Genomic DNA, 18,065 nt, shown 5'->3' with positions numbered 1-18,065 from the left:
GCGTTGCCCTGCTCATGAAGAAGCTGAGTCTGTTGCTGTTCGCCCTGTTCTGCCTGGTCGCCACCGGTTGCGATCAGGAGTACCGCAATCACCGCGCCGAGCGCAGCAAGCCCAAGATCACCGTCAGTGACGGCATGGTTACCGTGCGCCGCGCGCCTGCGCCGAACATCATCATCCTGCCCAACGGGCACATGAAGATCGATGAGATCGAGATCCCGCTCAACCAGGAGCAGCACGCGATGCTGCAGGTCATGTTCGGCCAGCTGCAGGTGCTGCGCCAGAACACCCTGACCGATGCCCCGCCGGACCCGGCCAAGCGCTCGGTGAAGATCCAGGTCCCCGAGGGCATGCAGCCGATCCCGCCGGACCTGATCACGAAGATCCCGGAATTCAAGGACTACACCGAGACCTTCGGTAATCTGCAGGCCGATCGCCACTGAGTTTGTGCGCGAGCCCCGCAGTGACCGGCAGGCCCCAGGGCAAATGTCCCCCGTCCGCCGCCTGGCGGCGACGGCCTCCTCCTTGATTTTGCCCTGGGGCCCGCCGGCCGCTGCGGGGCTCACGCACAAAAAACGGGCCGTTCGGCCCGTTTCTCGTTTCAGGTAGTGCGAGCGGTCAACCGGCCCCGCCACCACCGCCATGGATGCCACCGGCAGTCAGTGCCGCCGGATCCAGCAGCCTGCGCAGTTCGGCTTCGGACAGGCCACTGTCTTCCTTGGCCACGTCCAGCACCGGGCGCTGTTCCTTGTAGGCACGCTTGGCGATCGCCGCCGCCTTCTCATAGCCGATGATCGGGTTCAACGCAGTCACCAGGATCGGGTTGCGATCCAGTGCCTCGCGGACGCGATCCTCGCGCACTTTCAGCCCGGCGATCGCGGTGTCGGCGAGCAGACGGGTGATGTTGGCCAGCAGGGTGATGCCATCGAGAAGATTTGCCGCGATCAACGGCAGCGTCACGTTCAACTGGAAGTTGCCGGTCTGGCCCGCCACGGTGATCGCGGTGTGGTGGCCGATCACCTGGGCGCACACCATCACGGTGGCTTCCGGGATTACCGGATTGACCTTGCCCGGCATGATCGAGCTGCCTGGCTGCAGCGCCGGCAGTTCGATCTCGCCCAGCCCGGCCAACGGACCGGCATTCATCCAGCGCAGGTCGTTGGCGATCTTGATCAGCGCCACCGCCAACGCATTGAGCTGGCCGGACAGTTCAACCGCATCGTCCTGCGCGGCGAGGCCTTCGAACTTGTTCTCAGCGCTGTCGAACTTGATGCCGGTCTGCTGCTTGAGCTGCTTGGCCACCAGCGTGCCGAACCGCGGATCGGCATTGATGCCGGTGCCGATCGCCGTGCCGCCCAGCGGCAGGCGCCGCAGCCGCTTGAGGCTGTCCTCGATGCGATCCTGTGCGGAGGACAACTGCGCCGACCACGCACCGAATTCCTGCTCGAAGGTCAGCGGCATCGCGTCCATCAGATGGGTGCGACCGGTCTTGACCACTTTGCGCAGCGCACGGCCGCGCTTGTCGATGGTCTTGCGCAGGTGCACCAGTGAAGGCAGCAGCTGCTCATGCACGCCCAGCAGCGCGGAGACACGCAGCGCGGTGGGAATCACATCGTTGGAGCTCTGCCCCTGGTTGACGTGATCGTTGGGATGCACCGCGGTCTTGCCGGCCTTGCCCGCGCGGTTGGCGAGCGTGGCGATGACCTCATTGGCATTCATGTTCGAGGAGGTGCCCGAACCGGTCTGGTACACATCGATCGGGAAGTGCGCGTCGTGGCGGCCGTCGGCAACGTCCGCCGCAGCGGCTTCGATGGCCTTGCCGATGTTGCGCGGCAGATGGCCCAGCTCGACGTTGACGTTCGCCGCAGCACCCTTGACCAGGCCGAGCGCGCGGATGAAACCACGCGGCATACGCTGGCCCGACACCGGGAAATTATCGACGGCGCGCTGGGTCTGCGCGCCCCACAACGCATCAGCGGGCACCTGCAGCTCGCCCATGCTGTCGTGTTCAATCCTGAAACCCTTGCTCATTGCATCAACTCCGCACGTCTTTCGTGGATGAAAGGGAACCTGCGGCTGGCAACGGGCCTGATTCCCTGGCTGGCGGCGCACATCACGATACCCTCAAGCGCCGCTGAAACCCAAGAAAGCGACTGATCGGCTAGACTCGGGATTCGTTTCCATTCAGACAGACTGCCGCCCCCATGGGTGACGATCCCGACAGTAGTACCGGGCGTGCCGCCGCGCACGCACCGATGACCGCCCTCGCCACCCCGGCGACCGCGGGTGCCGTTCTCGCCTTGGCAGCCGTGCTGCGGAGCCGTGGATGATCGGCAACCTCCTGCTCCTTGCGCTGGCGCTGCTGCTGGTGGTGCTCAACGGCTTCTTCGTGGCCGCCGAGTTCGCCCTGGTCAAGCTGCGCCACACCCAGGCCGTCGGCCTTGCAGAAAAAAACGGCTGGCGCGGTCGTCTGCTGCTCAACGTGCACGCGCACCTGGATGCGTATCTGTCCGCCTGCCAGCTGGGCATCACGCTGTCCTCGCTGGGCCTGGGCTGGGTGGGTGAACCGGCGTTCGCGCATCTGCTGCAGCCGTTGTTCGATACGCTGGGGCTGACCCCGGAAGCGTCTCGCCTGACCGCTTTCATCATCGCCTTCAGCATCATCTCGTTCCTGCACATCGTGCTCGGCGAACTGGCCCCGAAATCGATGGCGATCCGCCGCCCGGAAGCGATGTCGCTGTGGACGGCCGCACCGCTGTACCTGTTCTACTGGGCGATGTACCCGGCCATCTGGCTGCTCAACAACAGCGCCAACGCGCTGCTGAGAGCGGCCGGCTGGGGGGATGTGGAGCACACCTCGCACCGTTACTCGCGCGAGGAACTCAAGCTCATCGTGGGCCGCCAGCAACCCACTGGCAGCGCGCCGGACCAGGACCTCACCCTGATGAGCCACGCGCTGGAACTGCCCGAACTGGTGGCCGGCGACCTGATGCGCTCGCGCGACCATATGCGTTCGTTCCGCGACGGGATGAGCCTGGCCGATGTCATGGCCGAGTTCGCCGAGAGCCGCTACAGCCGCTACCCGTGGTTCGACCGCGACGGCGAGGAAGTGCTCGGCATCCTGCACATGAAGGACCTGCTGGTGGAGATCGCCCGCGGCCATCCGACCGACGACCTGCGCCCGCTGCTGCGCCCGGCCAACCTGATCGCGCTGGAGACCCCGGTGCCGCTGGTGCTGGAACGCTTCCGCACCGGCACCACCCACCTGGCACTGTGCGTGGAAGAACACGGCCGCATCCTGGGCTACTTCACCCTGGAAGACCTGCTGGAAGTGGTGGTCGGCGATATCGAGGACGAGCACCCGCATATCGTCAAGGATGCCCCGACCCGCGGCGCGGACGGCACCCTGCTGGTGGCCGGCTCGACCTCCATCTTCCGGCTGGAGCGCCTGCTGGGCCATGACCTGAGCGCGCCCGACCATCTGAATTCGGTGGGCGGGCTGATCGTGCACCAGCTCCAGCGCCTGCCCGAGGAAGGCGAACAGCTGGAAATCGACGGACACCTGTTCACGATCAAGCGCATGGCCGGGCACCGGATCCAGGCGGTGACGGTGCGCATGGCACAGGCCGAGGACGCCGGGGCAGCGTAGAATGGCGGCCCCCGCTGCCACCGATCTGCGCCCTGCCATGTCCGAATTTGCCCTGCTCGCCCTGTCCCCGCTCGATGGCCGCTACGCCGGCAAGGTCGACGCCCTGCGCCCGATCTTCTCCGAATACGGCCTGATCAAGGCCCGCGTGAAGGTGGAAGTGGAATGGCTGCTGGCGCTGGCCAATGAGCCGGGCATCGTCGAACTGGCCCCGTTCTCGGCCGCTGCCACCGCCCGCCTGCGCGCCCTCGCCGACGACTTCGCCCCGGCCCACGCCGCGCGGGTGAAGGAGATCGAGCGCACCACCAACCACGACGTCAAGGCCGTGGAGTACTTCATCAAGGAGCAGCTCACCGCCGATGCCGAGCTGGGCCCGGCGCTGGAGTTCGTGCATTTCGCCTGCACCAGCGAAGACATCAACAACCTCAGCTACGGCCTCATGCTTGAGCAGGCCCGCCGCGAAGTGCTGCTGCCCTCGCTGGACAACATCGCCGGCGTGCTGCGTGCCCTGGCCCACGCCCAGGCCGCGCAGCCGATGCTGTCGCGCACCCACGGCCAGACCGCCTCGCCGACCACCCTGGGCAAGGAAGTGGCCAACGTCGTCGCCCGCCTGGAGCGTCAGCGCCGCCAGATCGCCGCGGTGGAGCTGACCGGCAAGATCAACGGCGCGGTGGGCAACTACAACGCCCACGTCATCGCCTACCCGGACGTGGACTGGCCGGCCTTCGCCCAGCGCTTCGTGGAGAGCCTCGGCCTGGTGTTCAACCCGTACACCACCCAGATCGAACCGCACGACAACGTCGCCGAAATCGGCGATGCCGCGCGCCGCGCCAACATCATCCTGATCGACCTGGCCCGCGACGTCTGGGGCTATATTTCGCTGGGCTACTTCAAGCAGAAGCTCAAGGAAGGCGAAGTCGGCTCGTCGACCATGCCGCACAAGGTCAACCCGATCGATTTCGAAAACGCCGAAGGCAACTTCGGCATCGCCAACGCCCTGTTCGAGCATTTCAGCGCCAAGCTGCCGATCAGCCGCTGGCAGCGTGACCTGACCGACTCCACCGTGCTGCGTGCGGTCGGCACCGCCTTCGGCCACACCCAGGTCGCCCTGGACTCGCTGGCCAAGGGCCTGGGCAAGCTGACCGTGAACCCGGAACGCCTGGACGCCGATCTGGATGCCGCATGGGAAGTACTGGCCGAAGCCGTGCAGACCGTCATGCGCCGCCACGGCCTGCCCAACCCTTACGAGCAGCTCAAGGCGCTCACCCGCGGCCAGGGCATCACGACCGAGTCGATGCAGGCCTTCGTCGAATCCCTGGAACTGCCGGCCGATGCCAAGCAGAGCCTGCGCGCCCTGACGCCGGGCGGCTACATCGGCCTGGCGGCGGACCTGGCCAAAGCGATCTGAAGGCATGGGCACGGCACCGTCGCGCCCCCGAATACCCGTCTATACGCTGCAAGGATCTCCCCCATGGCCGCACGCAAGACCAAAACCCCCGTCATCGACATCCAGGCCCGCCCCGGCCTGCCGCTGGGCATGCCCGCTGCCACCTTCCTGCGCGATTACTGGCAGAAGCGCCCGCTGCTCATCCGTGGCGCGTTCCCCGATTTCGAAACGCCGGTCCAGCCCGAAGACCTCGCCGGCCTGGCCTGCGAGGAAGGCGCGCTGTCGCGCCTGATCACCCACGACCGCGCCACCGATGGCTGGAGCGTGCGTACCGGCCCGTTCCAGGAAGAAGAGTTCCCCGGCATGCCCGACCACGACTGGACCCTGCTGGTCCAGGACGTGGACAAGTGGGACGCCGACGTGCGCGCCCTGATCAGCCACTTCAACTTCCTGCCGCGCTGGCGCATGGATGACGTGATGATCAGCTTCGCCGCCACCGGCGGCTCGGTCGGCGCGCATGTCGACCAGTACGACGTCTTCCTGCTGCAGGCCCATGGACACCGCCGCTGGCAGATCGACGCCAGCGAATCCATCAAGGGCAAGCGCCCGCCGCTGGAGTTCCGCGACGACGTCGAACTCAAGCTGCTGCGCCGCTTCAAGCCGACCCACGACTGGGTGCTGGCTCCCGGTGACATGCTGTACCTGCCGCCGAACGTGCCGCACAACGGCGTCGCCGAAGACCCCTGCCTGACCTTCTCCTTCGGCATGCGTGCCCCGGCCTCGGCCGAGCTGATCAGCGACTACCTCGATACCCTGATCGACGGTGCCGACGAGGCCATCCGCTACCAGGATCCGGACCTGAAGGTGCCCGAGGACCCGACCGAGATCGACGTGGTCTCGATGAACCGCGTGGTCGAAGCGCTCAATGCGATCCGCATGAACGACCCGGACAAGCTGGGCGACTGGTTCGGCCGCTTCATCACCACCTACCGCGCCGCCGGGGAAGTGATGGCACACGGCGAACCGCTGCCGCGCGAAGAGATCGAAGCCGCCCTCGGCGCGGGCGTGGAACTGCAGCGCCACCCGTGGGCGCGGCTGGCCTGGCGCCGTGCCAAGCGTGGCGCCAGCCTGTACTGCAGCGGCCTGGACTTCGCCCTGCCGGTCAAGGATGCGCAGGTACTGGCCGGCACCGAAAAGATCGGCGCGGCGCTGTACCAGAAGCTCTCGGCCAAGGGCCGTGATGCCGTGCAGGCGCTGGTCGCCGGCGGCTTCTACCAGCTGGTGGACGATGCCGGGTTCGAGGACGAAGACGACTACGTCGCCGAGTACGACATCGTCGACGGCACCGAGGCGGTCGAGGTCATCGATGACCAGGCCATCCAGGCCGACGTGCACGAGGTGACCATCCACGACGACGGCATCGAAGTGATCGTCGATTTCGACGACAGCGACGAGGCCGACGGCAAGGACGAGCCGCCGCGCGGCTGATCCGCCCGCCCGCCATGGCCGCCCCCGGTTTCCAGGTTGACGTGGTCGATTACCCGGCGCAGCACGCCGCGCTGCACCGGGTGCGGTTCACCGTGTTCGTCGACGAACAGCAGGTACCGGCCGAGCTGGAGATCGACGCGCTCGATCCCCTGAGCGTGCACGTCCTGGCCCGGGACACCGTCGGCACGCCGATCGGTGCGGGCCGGCTCACCCCGGAGGGCCGGATCGGCCGGATGGCGGTGCTTGCGGCCTGGCGCGGCAAAGGCGTCGGCGACGCACTGCTGCAGGCCCTGATCGATCAGGCCCGCGCCCGTGGCTGGCGCGGGGTCGGGCTGCATGCGCAGCTGCCGGCCCGCGTGTTCTATACCCGGCAGGGCTTCCTGCCCGAGGGCGAGGTCTTCGAAGAGGCCGGTATCGCCCACCAGCACATGCGGCTTGTCCTTTCCGGGGCGGTCGCGATCGACCGGGCCGAGGACGCCGTGGCAATCACCACCGCGCTGGTCCACCGCGCCCGCCGCCAGCTCTGGATCCACAGCCGCCAGCTCGACCCCGGTCTGCTCGATGCACCGCCGGTGCTGGAAGCACTGCGCCGCTACGCCACCGCCCGCCACGACAAACAGGCCTGGCTGATCGTCCACGACAGTGCCGCCATCCGTCAGGCCGGCTCGCCCGTGTTGAGCCTGCTGCAGCGCCTGCCGAGCGTCTTCCGGGTGCGCGAAGTGAGCGATCCGATCGACCGCACGACGGCATCGGCCTGCCTGCTCAATGACGCCGGCGACTACTACTTTCGTAGTAGCGGGCATCGCTTCGACGGCGAGGCGGGTGTGTCCCAGCCGGCACGTTCGCGGCCGTTGCAGGACGGTTTGCAGCGCGTATGGGAACGTTCGCGTGATTGCAGCGAGCTGCGCGCGCTCGGGCTGTAGCTCACACCCCGGTCCCGAACCTGTCTGGGAATGACACCGCGGGCCCCGCACTGGCCCGTACGGTGCCCCTTCCTGTCTCGATGGGGGTACAATTTGGGGTGTTAGATACCGCCCGCGCAGGGCTATTCACTTTTCCCTGCCGGATCATCGAAGCCTTACCCCACAAGCGAATCCGACTCTCCATCGTGGACAATCAACTGAAGCAGTTTGCGCAATCTTCGCAGCTCGCCGGCGGCAACGCCTCCTATATCGAGGATCTGTACGAGCAGTACCTCGTTTCTCCGGACAGTGTCGATCCCAAATGGAAGACCTACTTCGACGGCTTCCAGGGCCGCGAAGCCGGTGATATTCCGCATTCGGCCGTCATCGCCCACATTGCCGACGCCGCCAGGAATGCCGTCAAGAGCGGCACGGCCGCCGGTGCCGGCGACGAGCGCGAGCGCAATGTCGGTCGCCTGATCACCGCCTACCGTTCGCGTGGTCACATGGCCGCCCGCCTGGACCCGCTGAGCCTGACCGCACCGACCAATCCGCCGGATCTGGGTCTGCCGTTCCACAGCCTGTCGGAAAGCGACCTGGGCAGTGAGTTCAGCACCGGCGGTGTCGCCGGCCAGCCGCGCATGAAACTGCGCGATCTGCTGGAGCGCCTGAAGAAGACCTACACCGGCTCGATCGGTGCGGAATTCATGCACATCTCCGAGGTCGAGCAGCGCCAGTGGCTGTACCAGCGCCTGGAACTGGCCGGTGGCAGCTACAACCTGGACGCGGACACCCAGCGCCGCACCCTGGAGCGCCTGACGGCTGCCGAGGGTCTGGAGCGCTACCTGCACACCAAGTACGTCGGCCAGAAGCGCTTCTCGCTGGAAGGCGGCGATGCGCTGATCCCGATGATGGACACCATCATCCGTGACGCCGGCAAGGATGGCGTCAAGGACGTGGTGATCGGCATGGCCCACCGCGGCCGCCTGAACGTGCTGGTCAACACCCTCGGCAAGAGCCCGCGCAAGCTGTTCGACGAGTTCGAAGGCAAGTTCGAGCACGACGACCACGCCTCGGCGGGTGACGTGAAGTACCACATGGGCTTCTCGGCCGACGTCTCCACCCCGGGCGGCGCCGTCCACCTGGCGCTGGCGTTCAACCCGTCGCACCTGGAAATCGCCGACCCGGTCGTGGCCGGCAGCGTGCGCTCGCGCCAGGAACGTCGTGGCGATACCGCCCGCAAGCAGGTGATGCCGATCCTGATCCACGGCGACGCGGCCTTCTCCGGCCAGGGCGTGGTGATGGAGCTGTTCCAGATGTCCCAGGCCCGCGGCTTCGCCGTCGGTGGCACGGTGCACATCGTGGTCAACAACCAGGTCGGTTTCACCACCTCCAACCCGCTGGATACGCGCTCCACGCGCTACGCCACCGACGTGGCCAAGATGATCGCCGCCCCCGTGCTGCACGTGAATGGCGACGATCCGGAAGCCGTGGTGTTTGCTGCCCAGCTGGCCTTCGAGTTCCGCCAGAAGTTCGCCAAGGACGTGGTCATCGATCTGATGTGCTACCGCCGTTGGGGACATAACGAGGCCGACGAACCGGCGATCACCCAGCCGCTGATGTACCAGGTGATCCGCAAGCACCAGACCACCCGCGAGCTGTACGCTGCGGCGCTGGAAGCTGCCGGCGTGATCGAAGCCGGTGGCGGCAAGGCGCTGGTCGATGCCTACCGCAACAAGCTCGATGCCGGCGAAGTCACCACCGAGCTGGCCCAGGTCGAAAAGACCCCGGCCACAAGCAAGATGTATGTGGATTGGCCCAAGCTGCTCAACGGCAAGCTCTCCGACGCGGTCTCCACCGCGGTCGGCATGGAGAAGGTCAAGCAGCTGGCGCAGATGATCAACACCGTGCCCGAAGGCGTGGAACTGCACTCGCGCGTGGCCAAGGTCTATGACGACCGCCGCAAGATGGCCGCCGGCGAGATCCCGGGCGACTGGGGCTTTGCCGAGAACCTGGCCTACGCCACGATCCTCGATGAAGGCAACAACCTGCGCCTGGTCGGCCAGGACGTGGGCCGCGGTACGTTCACCCACCGCCACGCGATCCTGCACGACCAGAAGACCGACAACTACTACCTGCCGCTGCGCCAGCTGGTCGAGTCGCCGGAACAGGCCACCATCATCGATTCGCTGCTCAGCGAAGAAGCGGTGATGGCCTATGAGTACGGCTTCTCCACCACCGATCCGAACACCCTGTGCATCTGGGAAGGCCAGTTCGGCGATTTCGCCAACGGCGCCCAGGTCGTAATCGATCAGTTCATCGCCGCCGGCGAAGCCAAGTGGGGCCGCATCACCGGTCTGACCCTGCTGCTGCCGCACGGTTATGAAGGCCAGGGGCCGGAACACAGCTCCGCGCGTCTGGAGCGCTTCCTGCAGCTGTGCGCGCTGGAGAACATGCTGGTGTGCGTGCCGTCGACCCCGGCGCAGGCGTACCACATGCTGCGCCGCCAGATGCGCATGACCACCCGCAAGCCGCTGATCGTGATGTCGCCCAAGTCGCTGCTGCGCCACAAGCTGGCCGTGTCGACCCTGGACGAACTGGCCAACGGCGAGTTCCAGCACCTGATCGGCGATGCCAACGCAGACGCCAAGAAGGTCAAGCGCGTGGTGCTGTGCTCGGGCAAGGTCTACTACGACCTGCTGGAAGACCAGACCAAGCGTGGCCAGGACGATGTCGCCATCATCCGCGTGGAGCAGCTGTATCCGTTCCCGCGCGTGGCACTGGCAGCAGAGCTGAAGAAGTACGGCAAGGCGGCCGATGTGGTGTGGTGTCAGGAAGAACCGCAGAACCAGGGTGCCTGGTACCAGATCCGTCACCACCTGCAGGCGTGCCTGGCCGATGGCCAGAGCATCCATTACGCAGGTCGCGCCCGTTCGGCATCGCCGGCCGCTGGACACATGGCTGACCACATCATCGAACAGCAGAAGCTGATCGCCGATGCCCTGGTCAACCCGTTCAACGACTCGGTCGCTGAATAACTCTCCCCCTCATTCTAGAAAAGACAAACCAGGAAGCTCCCGCATGGCCACCGAAGTCAAAGCCCCGGTACTGCCCGAATCCGTCGCCGACGGCACCATCGCCACCTGGCACAAGAAGGTCGGCGATGCCGTCAAGCGCGATGAAAACCTGCTTGATCTGGAAACCGACAAGGTCGTCCTGGAAGTGCCGTCGCCGGTCGACGGCGTGCTGAAGGAGATCAAGTTCGAGGTGGGCGCCACCGTGACCTCCAGCCAGGTCGTAGCGATCATCGAAGAAGGCGCCGTGGCCGATGCCCCGGCTCCGGCCGCGGAAGAGAAGAAGGCCGAGGCCGCACCGGCCAAGGCGGCTGCTCCGGCCGCTGCCGCAGCGCCGGCGCCGGCCGCCAAGTCCGCTGCCGACTCCCTGCCCCCGGGCGCCCGCTTCACCGCCATCACTGAAGGCGTGAACCCGGCCGACGTGGACGGCACCGGCCGTCGCGGCGCGGTGACCAAGGAAGACATCGTCAACTTCGCCCGCAACGGTGGCGCCGGCAAGTCCGGTGGCGCACGACCGGAAGAACGCGTGCCGATGACCCGCATCCGCAAGCGCATCGCCGAACGCCTGATGCAGTCCAAGAACGGCACCGCGATGCTGACCACCTTCAACGAGGTCGACCTGTCCAAGGTCTCGGCCGCGCGCAAGGATCTGCAGGACGAGTTCGTCAAGGCCCACGGCATCAAGCTGGGCTTCATGAGCTTCTTCGTGAAGGCCGCCGCCAACGCCCTGCAGCGCTTCCCGCTGGTCAATGCCTCGATCGATGGTGACGACATCATCTATCACGGTTACTCGGACATCTCGATCGCCGTGTCGACCGAGAAGGGTCTGGTGACCCCGGTCCTGCGCAACGTCGAGCGCATGTCGTTCGCCGACATCGAAAAGACCATCGCCGACTACGCCAAGAAGGCCCGTGACGGCAAGCTGAGCCTGGAAGAACTGCAGGGCGGCACCTTCACCGTGACCAACGGCGGCACCTTCGGCTCGCTACTGTCGACCCCGATCATCAACCCGCCGCAGAGCGCCATCCTGGGCATGCACGCCATCAAGGAGCGTCCGATCGCCCAGAACGGTCAGGTCGTGATCGCGCCGATGATGTACCTGGCGCTGTCCTACGATCACCGCATCATCGATGGCAAGGACTCGGTCCAGTTCCTGGTGGACATCAAGAACCAGCTGGAAAACCCGGGCCGCATGCTGTTCGGCCTGTAAGACCTCCCACCCCTCCGCGCCTGCGCGGAGGGGTTCTGGTAAAGAAACAAGGAACTATCAATGGCTGAACAATTCGACGTCGTCGTCATCGGTGCCGGTCCGGCCGGCTACCATGCCGCCATCCGCGCCGCGCAGCTGGGTCTGAAGACCGCCTGCATCGACGCTGCGCTGGGCAAGGACGGCAAGCCGGCCCTGGGCGGCACCTGCCTGCGCGTGGGCTGCATCCCGTCCAAGGCGCTGCTGGATTCCTCGCGCCAGTTCTGGAACATGGGCCACATCTTTGGCGACCACGGCATCAGCTTCAAGGACGCCAAGATGGACGTCGAGGCGATGGTTGGCCGCAAGGACAAGATCGTCAAGCAGTTCACCGGCGGCATCGCCATGCTGTTCAAGGCGAACAAGGTCACCGCGTACTACGGTTTCGGTGAACTGCAGCCGGGCAACATCGTCAAGGTGAAGCAGCACGACGGCTCGGAAGTCGAGCTGAAGGGCACCAACGTCATCATCGCCGCCGGTTCGGATTCGATCGAACTGCCGTTCGCCAAGTTCGACGGCGAGACCATCGTCGACAACGTCGGCGGCCTGGACTTCACCGAAGTCCCCGCCCGCCTGGCCGTGATCGGTGCCGGCGTGATCGGCCTGGAACTGGGCAGCGTCTGGAAGCGCCTCGGTTCGGAAGTGACCATCCTGGAAGCCCTGCCGGACTTCCTGGCGGCCGCCGATGCCGAAGTGGCCAAGACCGCCTTGAAGGAATTCAAGAAGCAGGGCCTGGACATCCGGCTGGGCGCCAAGGTGTCCAAGGCCGAGGTGACCGGCAAGGGCAAGAAGAAGGAAGTCGCCCTGACCTACACCGATGGTGAAGGCGAGAAGAGCCTGATCGTGGACAAGCTGCTGGTGGCCGTTGGCCGTCGCGCCGCCACCAAGGGCCTGCTGGCCGAAGGCACCGGCGTCAAGATCAACGAGCGTGGCCAGATCGAAGTGGACGCGCACTGCCACACCGGCGTCAATGGCGTCTGGGCGGTCGGTGACTGCGTGCGCGGCCCGATGCTGGCGCACAAGGGCTTCGAAGAAGGCATCGCCGTGGCCGAGCTGATCGCGGGCCTGCCGGGCCACGTCAACTTCGACACCATCCCGTGGGTCATCTACACCGAGCCGGAGCTGGCCTGGGTCGGCAAGACCGAGCAGCAGCTCAAGGACGAAGGCATCCCGTACAAGGCGGGCAGCTTCCCGTTCGCCGCCAACGGCCGTGCTGTGGCGATGATCGAGCCGACCGGCTTCGTGAAGGTCCTGGCGCATGCCGAGACCGACCGCATCCTGGGCATGCACCTGGTCGGCGCGAACGTCTCCGAGCTGGTGCACGAAGGCGTGCTGACCATGGAGTTCAGCGGTTCGGCCGACGACCTGGCGCGCATCTGCCACGCCCACCCGTCGCTGTCGGAAGTGGTGCATGACGCCGCGATGGCCGTGAGCAAGCGCGCGATCCACAAGGCCAACTGAGCCTTGTTGGTGGCGTAACGAAAAACCCCGCCTCGGCGGGGTTTTTTGTGGGCGACAGGTAGTGCCGGCCGCTGGCCGGCTCCACGCCATCCCGACAGAAGAGCAGCCGGCCAGCGGCCGGCACTACCCGATCGCGGTGTTGTTCAGGCCGTCGCCGTGCGCCCGCCGCCCAGGACCCGCGCCGGCAGCATCAACAGTGCACCCAGGAAGGCAAACAGCGCCGAGAAGGTGATGCCCACCAGGCGGAACGGCAGGCTCAACAGCCACACGAACGGCCACGCCACCAGGGCCAGGATCGCCAGCGGCCAGCACAGCACGAACAGCAGGCACCACACGCCCAAGGCGAACAGGGTCTTCATCGTCGGTCTCCGTTGGCGGCACCCTGCCGCCCGGAGACCACCATCGCGCCCTGCGCGGGCGCACTGCAACGGGTTTGCGACGAAGCCCGGGATACGCCGATGAAACGGCAGAGCCGGCCACTGGCCGGCTCTGCACGATGACAGTTCCATAGGAGCCGGCCAGCGGCCGGCACTACCGTAACGCCTTCGGCGTTACTCGAACGACCCCACCGAATCGTGCGACAGGTTGTCGAACCGGGTGTATTCGCCGAAGAATTTGAGCTTGCACGAGCCGGTCGGACCGCCTCGGTGCTTGCCGATGATGATCTCGGCCAGGCCCTTGTCCGGCGAGGTTTCCTTGTTGTAGTAGTCGTCGCGGTAGATGAACACGATCATGTCCGCATCCTGCTCGATAGCGCCGGATTCACGAAGATCGGCCATCACCGGGCGCTTGTCGGTACGCGTTTCCAGCGAGCGGTTGAGCTGGGAGAGCGCGATGACCGGCACGTTGAGTTCCTTGGCCAGGCCCTTCAACGAACGCGAGATCTCCGAGATTTCGGTCGCGCGGTTTTCGCTGTTGCCCGGCACGCTCATCAGCTGCAGGTAGTCGATCACGATCAGGCCTAGGTCGTGCTCGCGCTTGAGGCGGCGGCACTTGGAACGCAGGATTTCCGGCGACACGCCCGGCGTATCGTCGATGAAGATCTTGGTTTCCTTCAGCATCCGGATCGCACCGGTCACCCGGCTCCAATCCTCATCTTCCAGCTGACCGGTACGCAGGCGCTGGGCGTTGATGCGGCCGTTGGAGGAAATCAGACGCATCGCCAGCTGCGAGGCCGACATTTCCATCGAGAACACCGCCACGCCCTTCTTGGACTTGATCGCGGCGTACTCGGCGATGTTCAGCGCCAGCGTGGTCTTGCCCATGGCCGGGCGCGCAGCCAGGATGATCAGATCGGTCGGCTGCAGGCCGGCGGTCATCGCATCGAAATCGGTGTAGCCGGTCGGCAGGCCGGTGATGTTGCCGCCGTTCTCGAAGCGGTTGCGCAGCTCTTCGAACGCGTCTTTCAACGCGCCGGGCATCGCCACGAAATCAGTACGGCCGCGCGCGCCCTGCTCGGCGATCGCGAACACGGATTTTTCCGCTGCCGAGAGCAGCTCGCTGCTTTCGCGGCCTTCGGGCTGGAAGCCGTCGTTGACGATGTCGGTGCCGACCTGGATCAGCTGACGCAGCACCGCCTTGTCACGGACGATCTCCGCGTAGGCACTGATGTTGGCGGCCGACGGCGTGGTGCTGGCCAGCTCGATCAGGTACGCGCCATCACCGACCAGCTCCATCTTGCCCTGCGATTCAAACCACTCGCCCAGCGTCACCGCATCGAACGGGCGGTCACGTTCGGACAGCTCGCGGATCGCGCGGTAGATCATCTGGTGATCGCGGCGGTAGAAGTCGGTTTCGGTCAGCTGGTCGTTGACCCGGTCATAGCTCTCCGGGGCCAGCATCAGCCCGCCCAGCACCGCCTGTTCGGCCTCGATCGAATGCGGCGGCACGCGCAGGGCGTCGATGCGCATCTCATCGCGATCAAAGCGGTCACCGCGGTCTTTGCGGTCGGAACGGAAGCCAGAACGGGCGGACATGGGGGGCGTACTTCCTGCAGTGTGAGGCGTGGGACATGGTAGGCACGCGGCGAGCCCCGCAGCCATGCACAAACCTGTGGATAAACAGTGGATGAGCTGGGGATACCGGCGCCTGCCGGTACGATCGGCCGGGGCCGTCGCATCGCGTGCGACGGACGCCCTTGCGACGTCCGTCCACGCCATTATCGCAGATGCATGACCCCCTCGCGGTGGATCAGTGCGTGCCGCCGTGGGTGCCGACCCAGGCAATGAACGTGTCCACGAAGCCCTGCAGGAAGTCCCTGGTGCCCTCGTTGCTGATCGTGCCGTGGGCGTCGATCAGCCCTTCCTTGAAGTGCAGGAAGGCCTCGGGCTGGCCCAGCACCGGCATGTCCAGGTAGGCCAGGATGTTGCGCAGGTGCTGTTGGGCCAGCGCAGTGCCGATCACCCCGATCGAGGCGCCGATCACCGCTGCGGGCTTGCCGGCGAAGGCGCTGTCGCCATACGGGCGCGAGCCCAGGTCGATGGCGTTCTTGAGCACGCCCGGGACCGAGCGGTTGTATTCGGGGGTGACGAACAGCACCGCATCGGCATCCCGGATCTGCTGCTTCAGGCGGAGGCCCTGGCTCGGGTAGTCCTTGTCGAAATCCTGGTTGTACAACGGCAGGTCACCGATCTCCACATAGGAGAACACCGCCTTGCCGGCGGCCAGTTTCTCCAGCGCGTGGGCCAACGCCTGATTGTGCGAGCCCTTGCGCAGGCTGCCGACCAGTACGGCGATCTTGTATTCGGCCATCACGTTCGCTCCGTTGGGGGAAAGGCCCAGCCTAGGCGGGCCCACCTTCGGCAACGGTGAAGGCGACGTCAGCCACGAATGGCGTGGCTCTACAGCCGACACCACATCCGGTAGAGCCACCCCATGGGTGGCTGCCTTCCGCCCAGACCTGACAGCACAGGGGGCGCTATGCGCGTGTCACGTCGGCGCGTGCGTTGCGCCAATGCGCCTGCCAGGCCTGGAACATCAGCACGTTCCACAGATGCGTGTGCCATTTGCGCTCGCCCTGCTTGAACTGCTGCCACAGCGGCGCCACCGCCTCGACGTTGAACACGCCCTCCTCGGCCAACCGCGCCGGATCCAGCAGTTCATCGGCCCAGCCACGCAGGTCACCCTTCAGCCACGCGCTGACCGGGGCACCGAAGCCACGCTTCGGACGGTGCACCATGTCCTGCGGCACGTAGCGGCCCAGCACGCGCTTGAGCAGGTACTTGCTGACGCCGTCGCGCTGTTTCATCGCCATCGGCAGCGACCAGGCGAACTCGGCCACCCGCCAGTCCAGCAGCGGTGCACGCGCCTCCAGGCTGACCGCCATGCTGGTGCGGTCCACTTTGCACAGCAGATCATCGGGCAGATAGGTACTGAAATCGGCCAACATCATCGCGTCCGCCGGCGAGCCGGCACCGTGCAGCGGATCGGCCAGGTCATAGAAACTGCCGGCCGCCTGTGCACCGCGAACGGCCGCCACCGGGTCGCGCCAGCGCGAAATGCGGTTGCGGTAGACATCGCCAATCCCGCGCGCGCCGGACTCGGCCAGCAGCGCGGCCAGCCCACCCGTGCGCGAGGCCTCGCCCTGCGTATGCGCATGGCTGGCCATCCAGCGCCGCAGCGGCGCGGGGACCTTGCCCAGCAGGCGCCAGTTGCGCATCGCCCGCTGGTAACGGGTGTAGCCGAAGAACAGTTCATCGCCGCCGTCACCGGACAGCGCCACCGTCACGCCCTGCCGCGCCAGCTTGGCGACCAGCGCCGTGGGCACCTGCGAGGCATCGGCGAAGGGTTCATCGAACATCGCCGGCAGGCTGGGCACCACCGCGAGCGCGTCGGCACCGCTGACATACAGCTCGGTGTGATCGCAGCCCAGGTGCTGGGCCAGCGACTTGGCCAGCGGCGCCTCGTCATGATCCGAACCGGTGAAGCCGATGCTGAAACTGTGCACCGGCTGGCTCGACTGCGCCTGCATCAGGGCGGCCACCACCGAGGAATCGGTGCCGCCGGAGAGGAAGACGCCGACCGGCACATCGGCCACCATGCGCAGCGCGACCGCGTCGCGCAGCACGGCATCCAAGCGCTCTTCGGCGTCGGCCTCATTGCCGGTGAACGGCGCGGCCAGGGCCTGCTGCATGCGCTCGCGCGCGTTCCAGAACGGCTGCTGCAACTGGTCCGGGCGATGCGCGGCAGCGCCGGCGGCCACCGCCTCGGCATCCAGCCGCAGCACGCGGCCGGGCATCAGCTTGAAACAGCGTTCGTGGATGCAGTGCGGCGCGGGAATGTAATCCAGCCGCAGCAGCAGGGTCAGCGCATCGCGATCGACCTCGTTGTCGAAGGCCGGGTGCTGCCACAGCGCCTTGAGCTCAGAGCCGAACACCAGCGTTTCACCGGCCCAGCCGTAGTACAGCGGTTTCTTGCCGACCCGGTCGCGGGCCAGCCACAGGCAGCGTTCGGCGCGGTCCCACAGCGCGATGGCGAACATGCCGTTGCTGCGCTGCAGGGTCTCGTCAAAGCCCCATTCGGTGATCGCGGCCAGCAGCACTTCGGTATCCGAATGGCCGCGGAAGCCATGCCCCAGCGCTTCCAGCTCGGCGCGCAGTTCGGCGAAATTGTAGACCTCGCCGTTGTAGGCCAGCACATAACGGCCATCCACCGAGGTCATCGGCTGATGGCCCAGCGGCGACAGGTCCAGGATGCTCAGCCGGCGGTGCGCCAGCGCGATGCCGGCCGAGGCATCGGCCCACACCCCGCTGTCATCCGGGCCACGGTGCACCAATGCGTCGCCCATGCGCCGCGCCTGTTCTTCCAGTGCTGCCTGCTCCCGTGCCGGAGCGGGCAGCAACATGCCTGCCAATCCACACATGTA

The 18,065-nt window shown here is 66.3% G+C and carries 13 protein-coding genes; 8 read left to right on the top strand and 5 right to left on the bottom strand.

From position 1 onward, the window contains the following. Positions 1–14 precede the first annotated feature (14 nt). Positions 15–440, top strand: coding sequence for a hypothetical protein (locus tag EDF74_RS15000; protein ID WP_123730804.1), 426 nt, complete (start codon positions 15–17; stop codon positions 438–440). Between the two features lie 175 nt (positions 441–615). On the opposite strand, the gene EDF74_RS14995 is transcribed toward EDF74_RS15000, so the two are convergent. Further along, complete coding sequence (locus EDF74_RS14995) at positions 616–2,028, bottom strand: class II fumarate hydratase (protein WP_123730803.1); 1,413 nt, start codon at positions 2,026–2,028, stop codon at positions 616–618. Between the two features lie 295 nt (positions 2,029–2,323). Here EDF74_RS14995 and EDF74_RS14990 point away from each other — a divergent pair, with 295 nt between their 5' ends. The 7 genes from EDF74_RS14990 to lpdA all read left to right on the top strand — a co-directional run bounded on the left by EDF74_RS14990 (position 2,324) and on the right by lpdA (position 13,201). Next, positions 2,324–3,646: a hemolysin family protein gene (locus tag EDF74_RS14990; RefSeq protein ID WP_123730802.1), complete on the top strand. Its 1,323-nt coding sequence runs from the start codon at positions 2,324–2,326 to the stop codon at positions 3,644–3,646. Between the two features lie 37 nt (positions 3,647–3,683). After that, positions 3,684–5,051, top strand: a complete 1,368-nt coding sequence (gene purB / locus EDF74_RS14985) for an adenylosuccinate lyase (RefSeq protein ID WP_123730904.1) — start codon at positions 3,684–3,686, stop codon at positions 5,049–5,051. A 63-nt stretch (positions 5,052–5,114) separates the two neighbouring features. Beyond that, a complete protein-coding gene (locus tag EDF74_RS14980) occupies positions 5,115–6,518 on the top strand; it encodes a cupin domain-containing protein (RefSeq protein ID WP_123730801.1) in 1,404 nt (467 codons plus the stop codon). Positions 6,519–6,532: 14 nt separating this feature from the next. Further along, complete coding sequence (locus EDF74_RS14975) at positions 6,533–7,441, top strand: GNAT family N-acetyltransferase (RefSeq protein WP_123730800.1); 909 nt, start codon at positions 6,533–6,535, stop codon at positions 7,439–7,441. A 185-nt stretch (positions 7,442–7,626) separates the two neighbouring features. Next, the gene (locus EDF74_RS14970) at positions 7,627–10,458 is read left to right on the top strand and encodes a 2-oxoglutarate dehydrogenase E1 component (RefSeq protein ID WP_123730799.1); all 2,832 of its coding nucleotides are present in this window, start codon (positions 7,627–7,629) and stop codon (positions 10,456–10,458) included. Between the two features lie 43 nt (positions 10,459–10,501). After that, positions 10,502–11,704, top strand: a complete 1,203-nt coding sequence (sucB, locus tag EDF74_RS14965; RefSeq protein ID WP_121037965.1) for a dihydrolipoyllysine-residue succinyltransferase — start codon at positions 10,502–10,504, stop codon at positions 11,702–11,704. A 60-nt stretch (positions 11,705–11,764) separates the two neighbouring features. Next, entirely contained in the window at positions 11,765–13,201 is a 1,437-nt protein-coding gene (gene lpdA / locus EDF74_RS14960) for a dihydrolipoyl dehydrogenase (protein ID WP_121037968.1), read from the top strand. A 143-nt stretch (positions 13,202–13,344) separates the two neighbouring features. Here the strand turns inward: lpdA and EDF74_RS14955 are convergent, their stop codons facing one another. The 4 genes from EDF74_RS14955 to asnB form a co-directional block, all read right to left on the bottom strand. After that, the gene (locus EDF74_RS14955; protein ID WP_123730798.1) at positions 13,345–13,560 is read right to left on the bottom strand and encodes a hypothetical protein; all 216 of its coding nucleotides are present in this window, start codon (positions 13,558–13,560) and stop codon (positions 13,345–13,347) included. Positions 13,561–13,752: 192 nt separating this feature from the next. After that, positions 13,753–15,177, bottom strand: coding sequence for a replicative DNA helicase (locus EDF74_RS14950; protein WP_121037974.1), 1,425 nt, complete (start codon positions 15,175–15,177; stop codon positions 13,753–13,755). Positions 15,178–15,391: 214 nt separating this feature from the next. Further along, positions 15,392–15,952 (bottom strand): NADPH-dependent FMN reductase, encoded by a 561-nt coding sequence (locus EDF74_RS14945; RefSeq protein ID WP_123730797.1) that lies wholly within the window; start codon positions 15,950–15,952, stop codon positions 15,392–15,394. A gap of 166 nt (positions 15,953–16,118) precedes the next feature. Further along, positions 16,119–18,062 carry an asparagine synthase (glutamine-hydrolyzing) gene (gene asnB, locus EDF74_RS14940; protein WP_123730796.1) on the bottom strand — a complete coding sequence of 648 codons (1,944 nt, stop codon included), beginning with the start codon at positions 18,060–18,062 and terminating at the stop codon, positions 16,119–16,121. Positions 18,063–18,065 lie beyond the last annotated feature (3 nt).

This window comes from Stenotrophomonas rhizophila (assembly GCF_003751305.1).
GTDB lineage: Bacteria > Pseudomonadota > Gammaproteobacteria > Xanthomonadales > Xanthomonadaceae > Stenotrophomonas > Stenotrophomonas rhizophila_B.
Note: the sequence above shows the minus strand (reverse complement) of the source record. Positions and strands in the feature narration are given on the sequence as shown.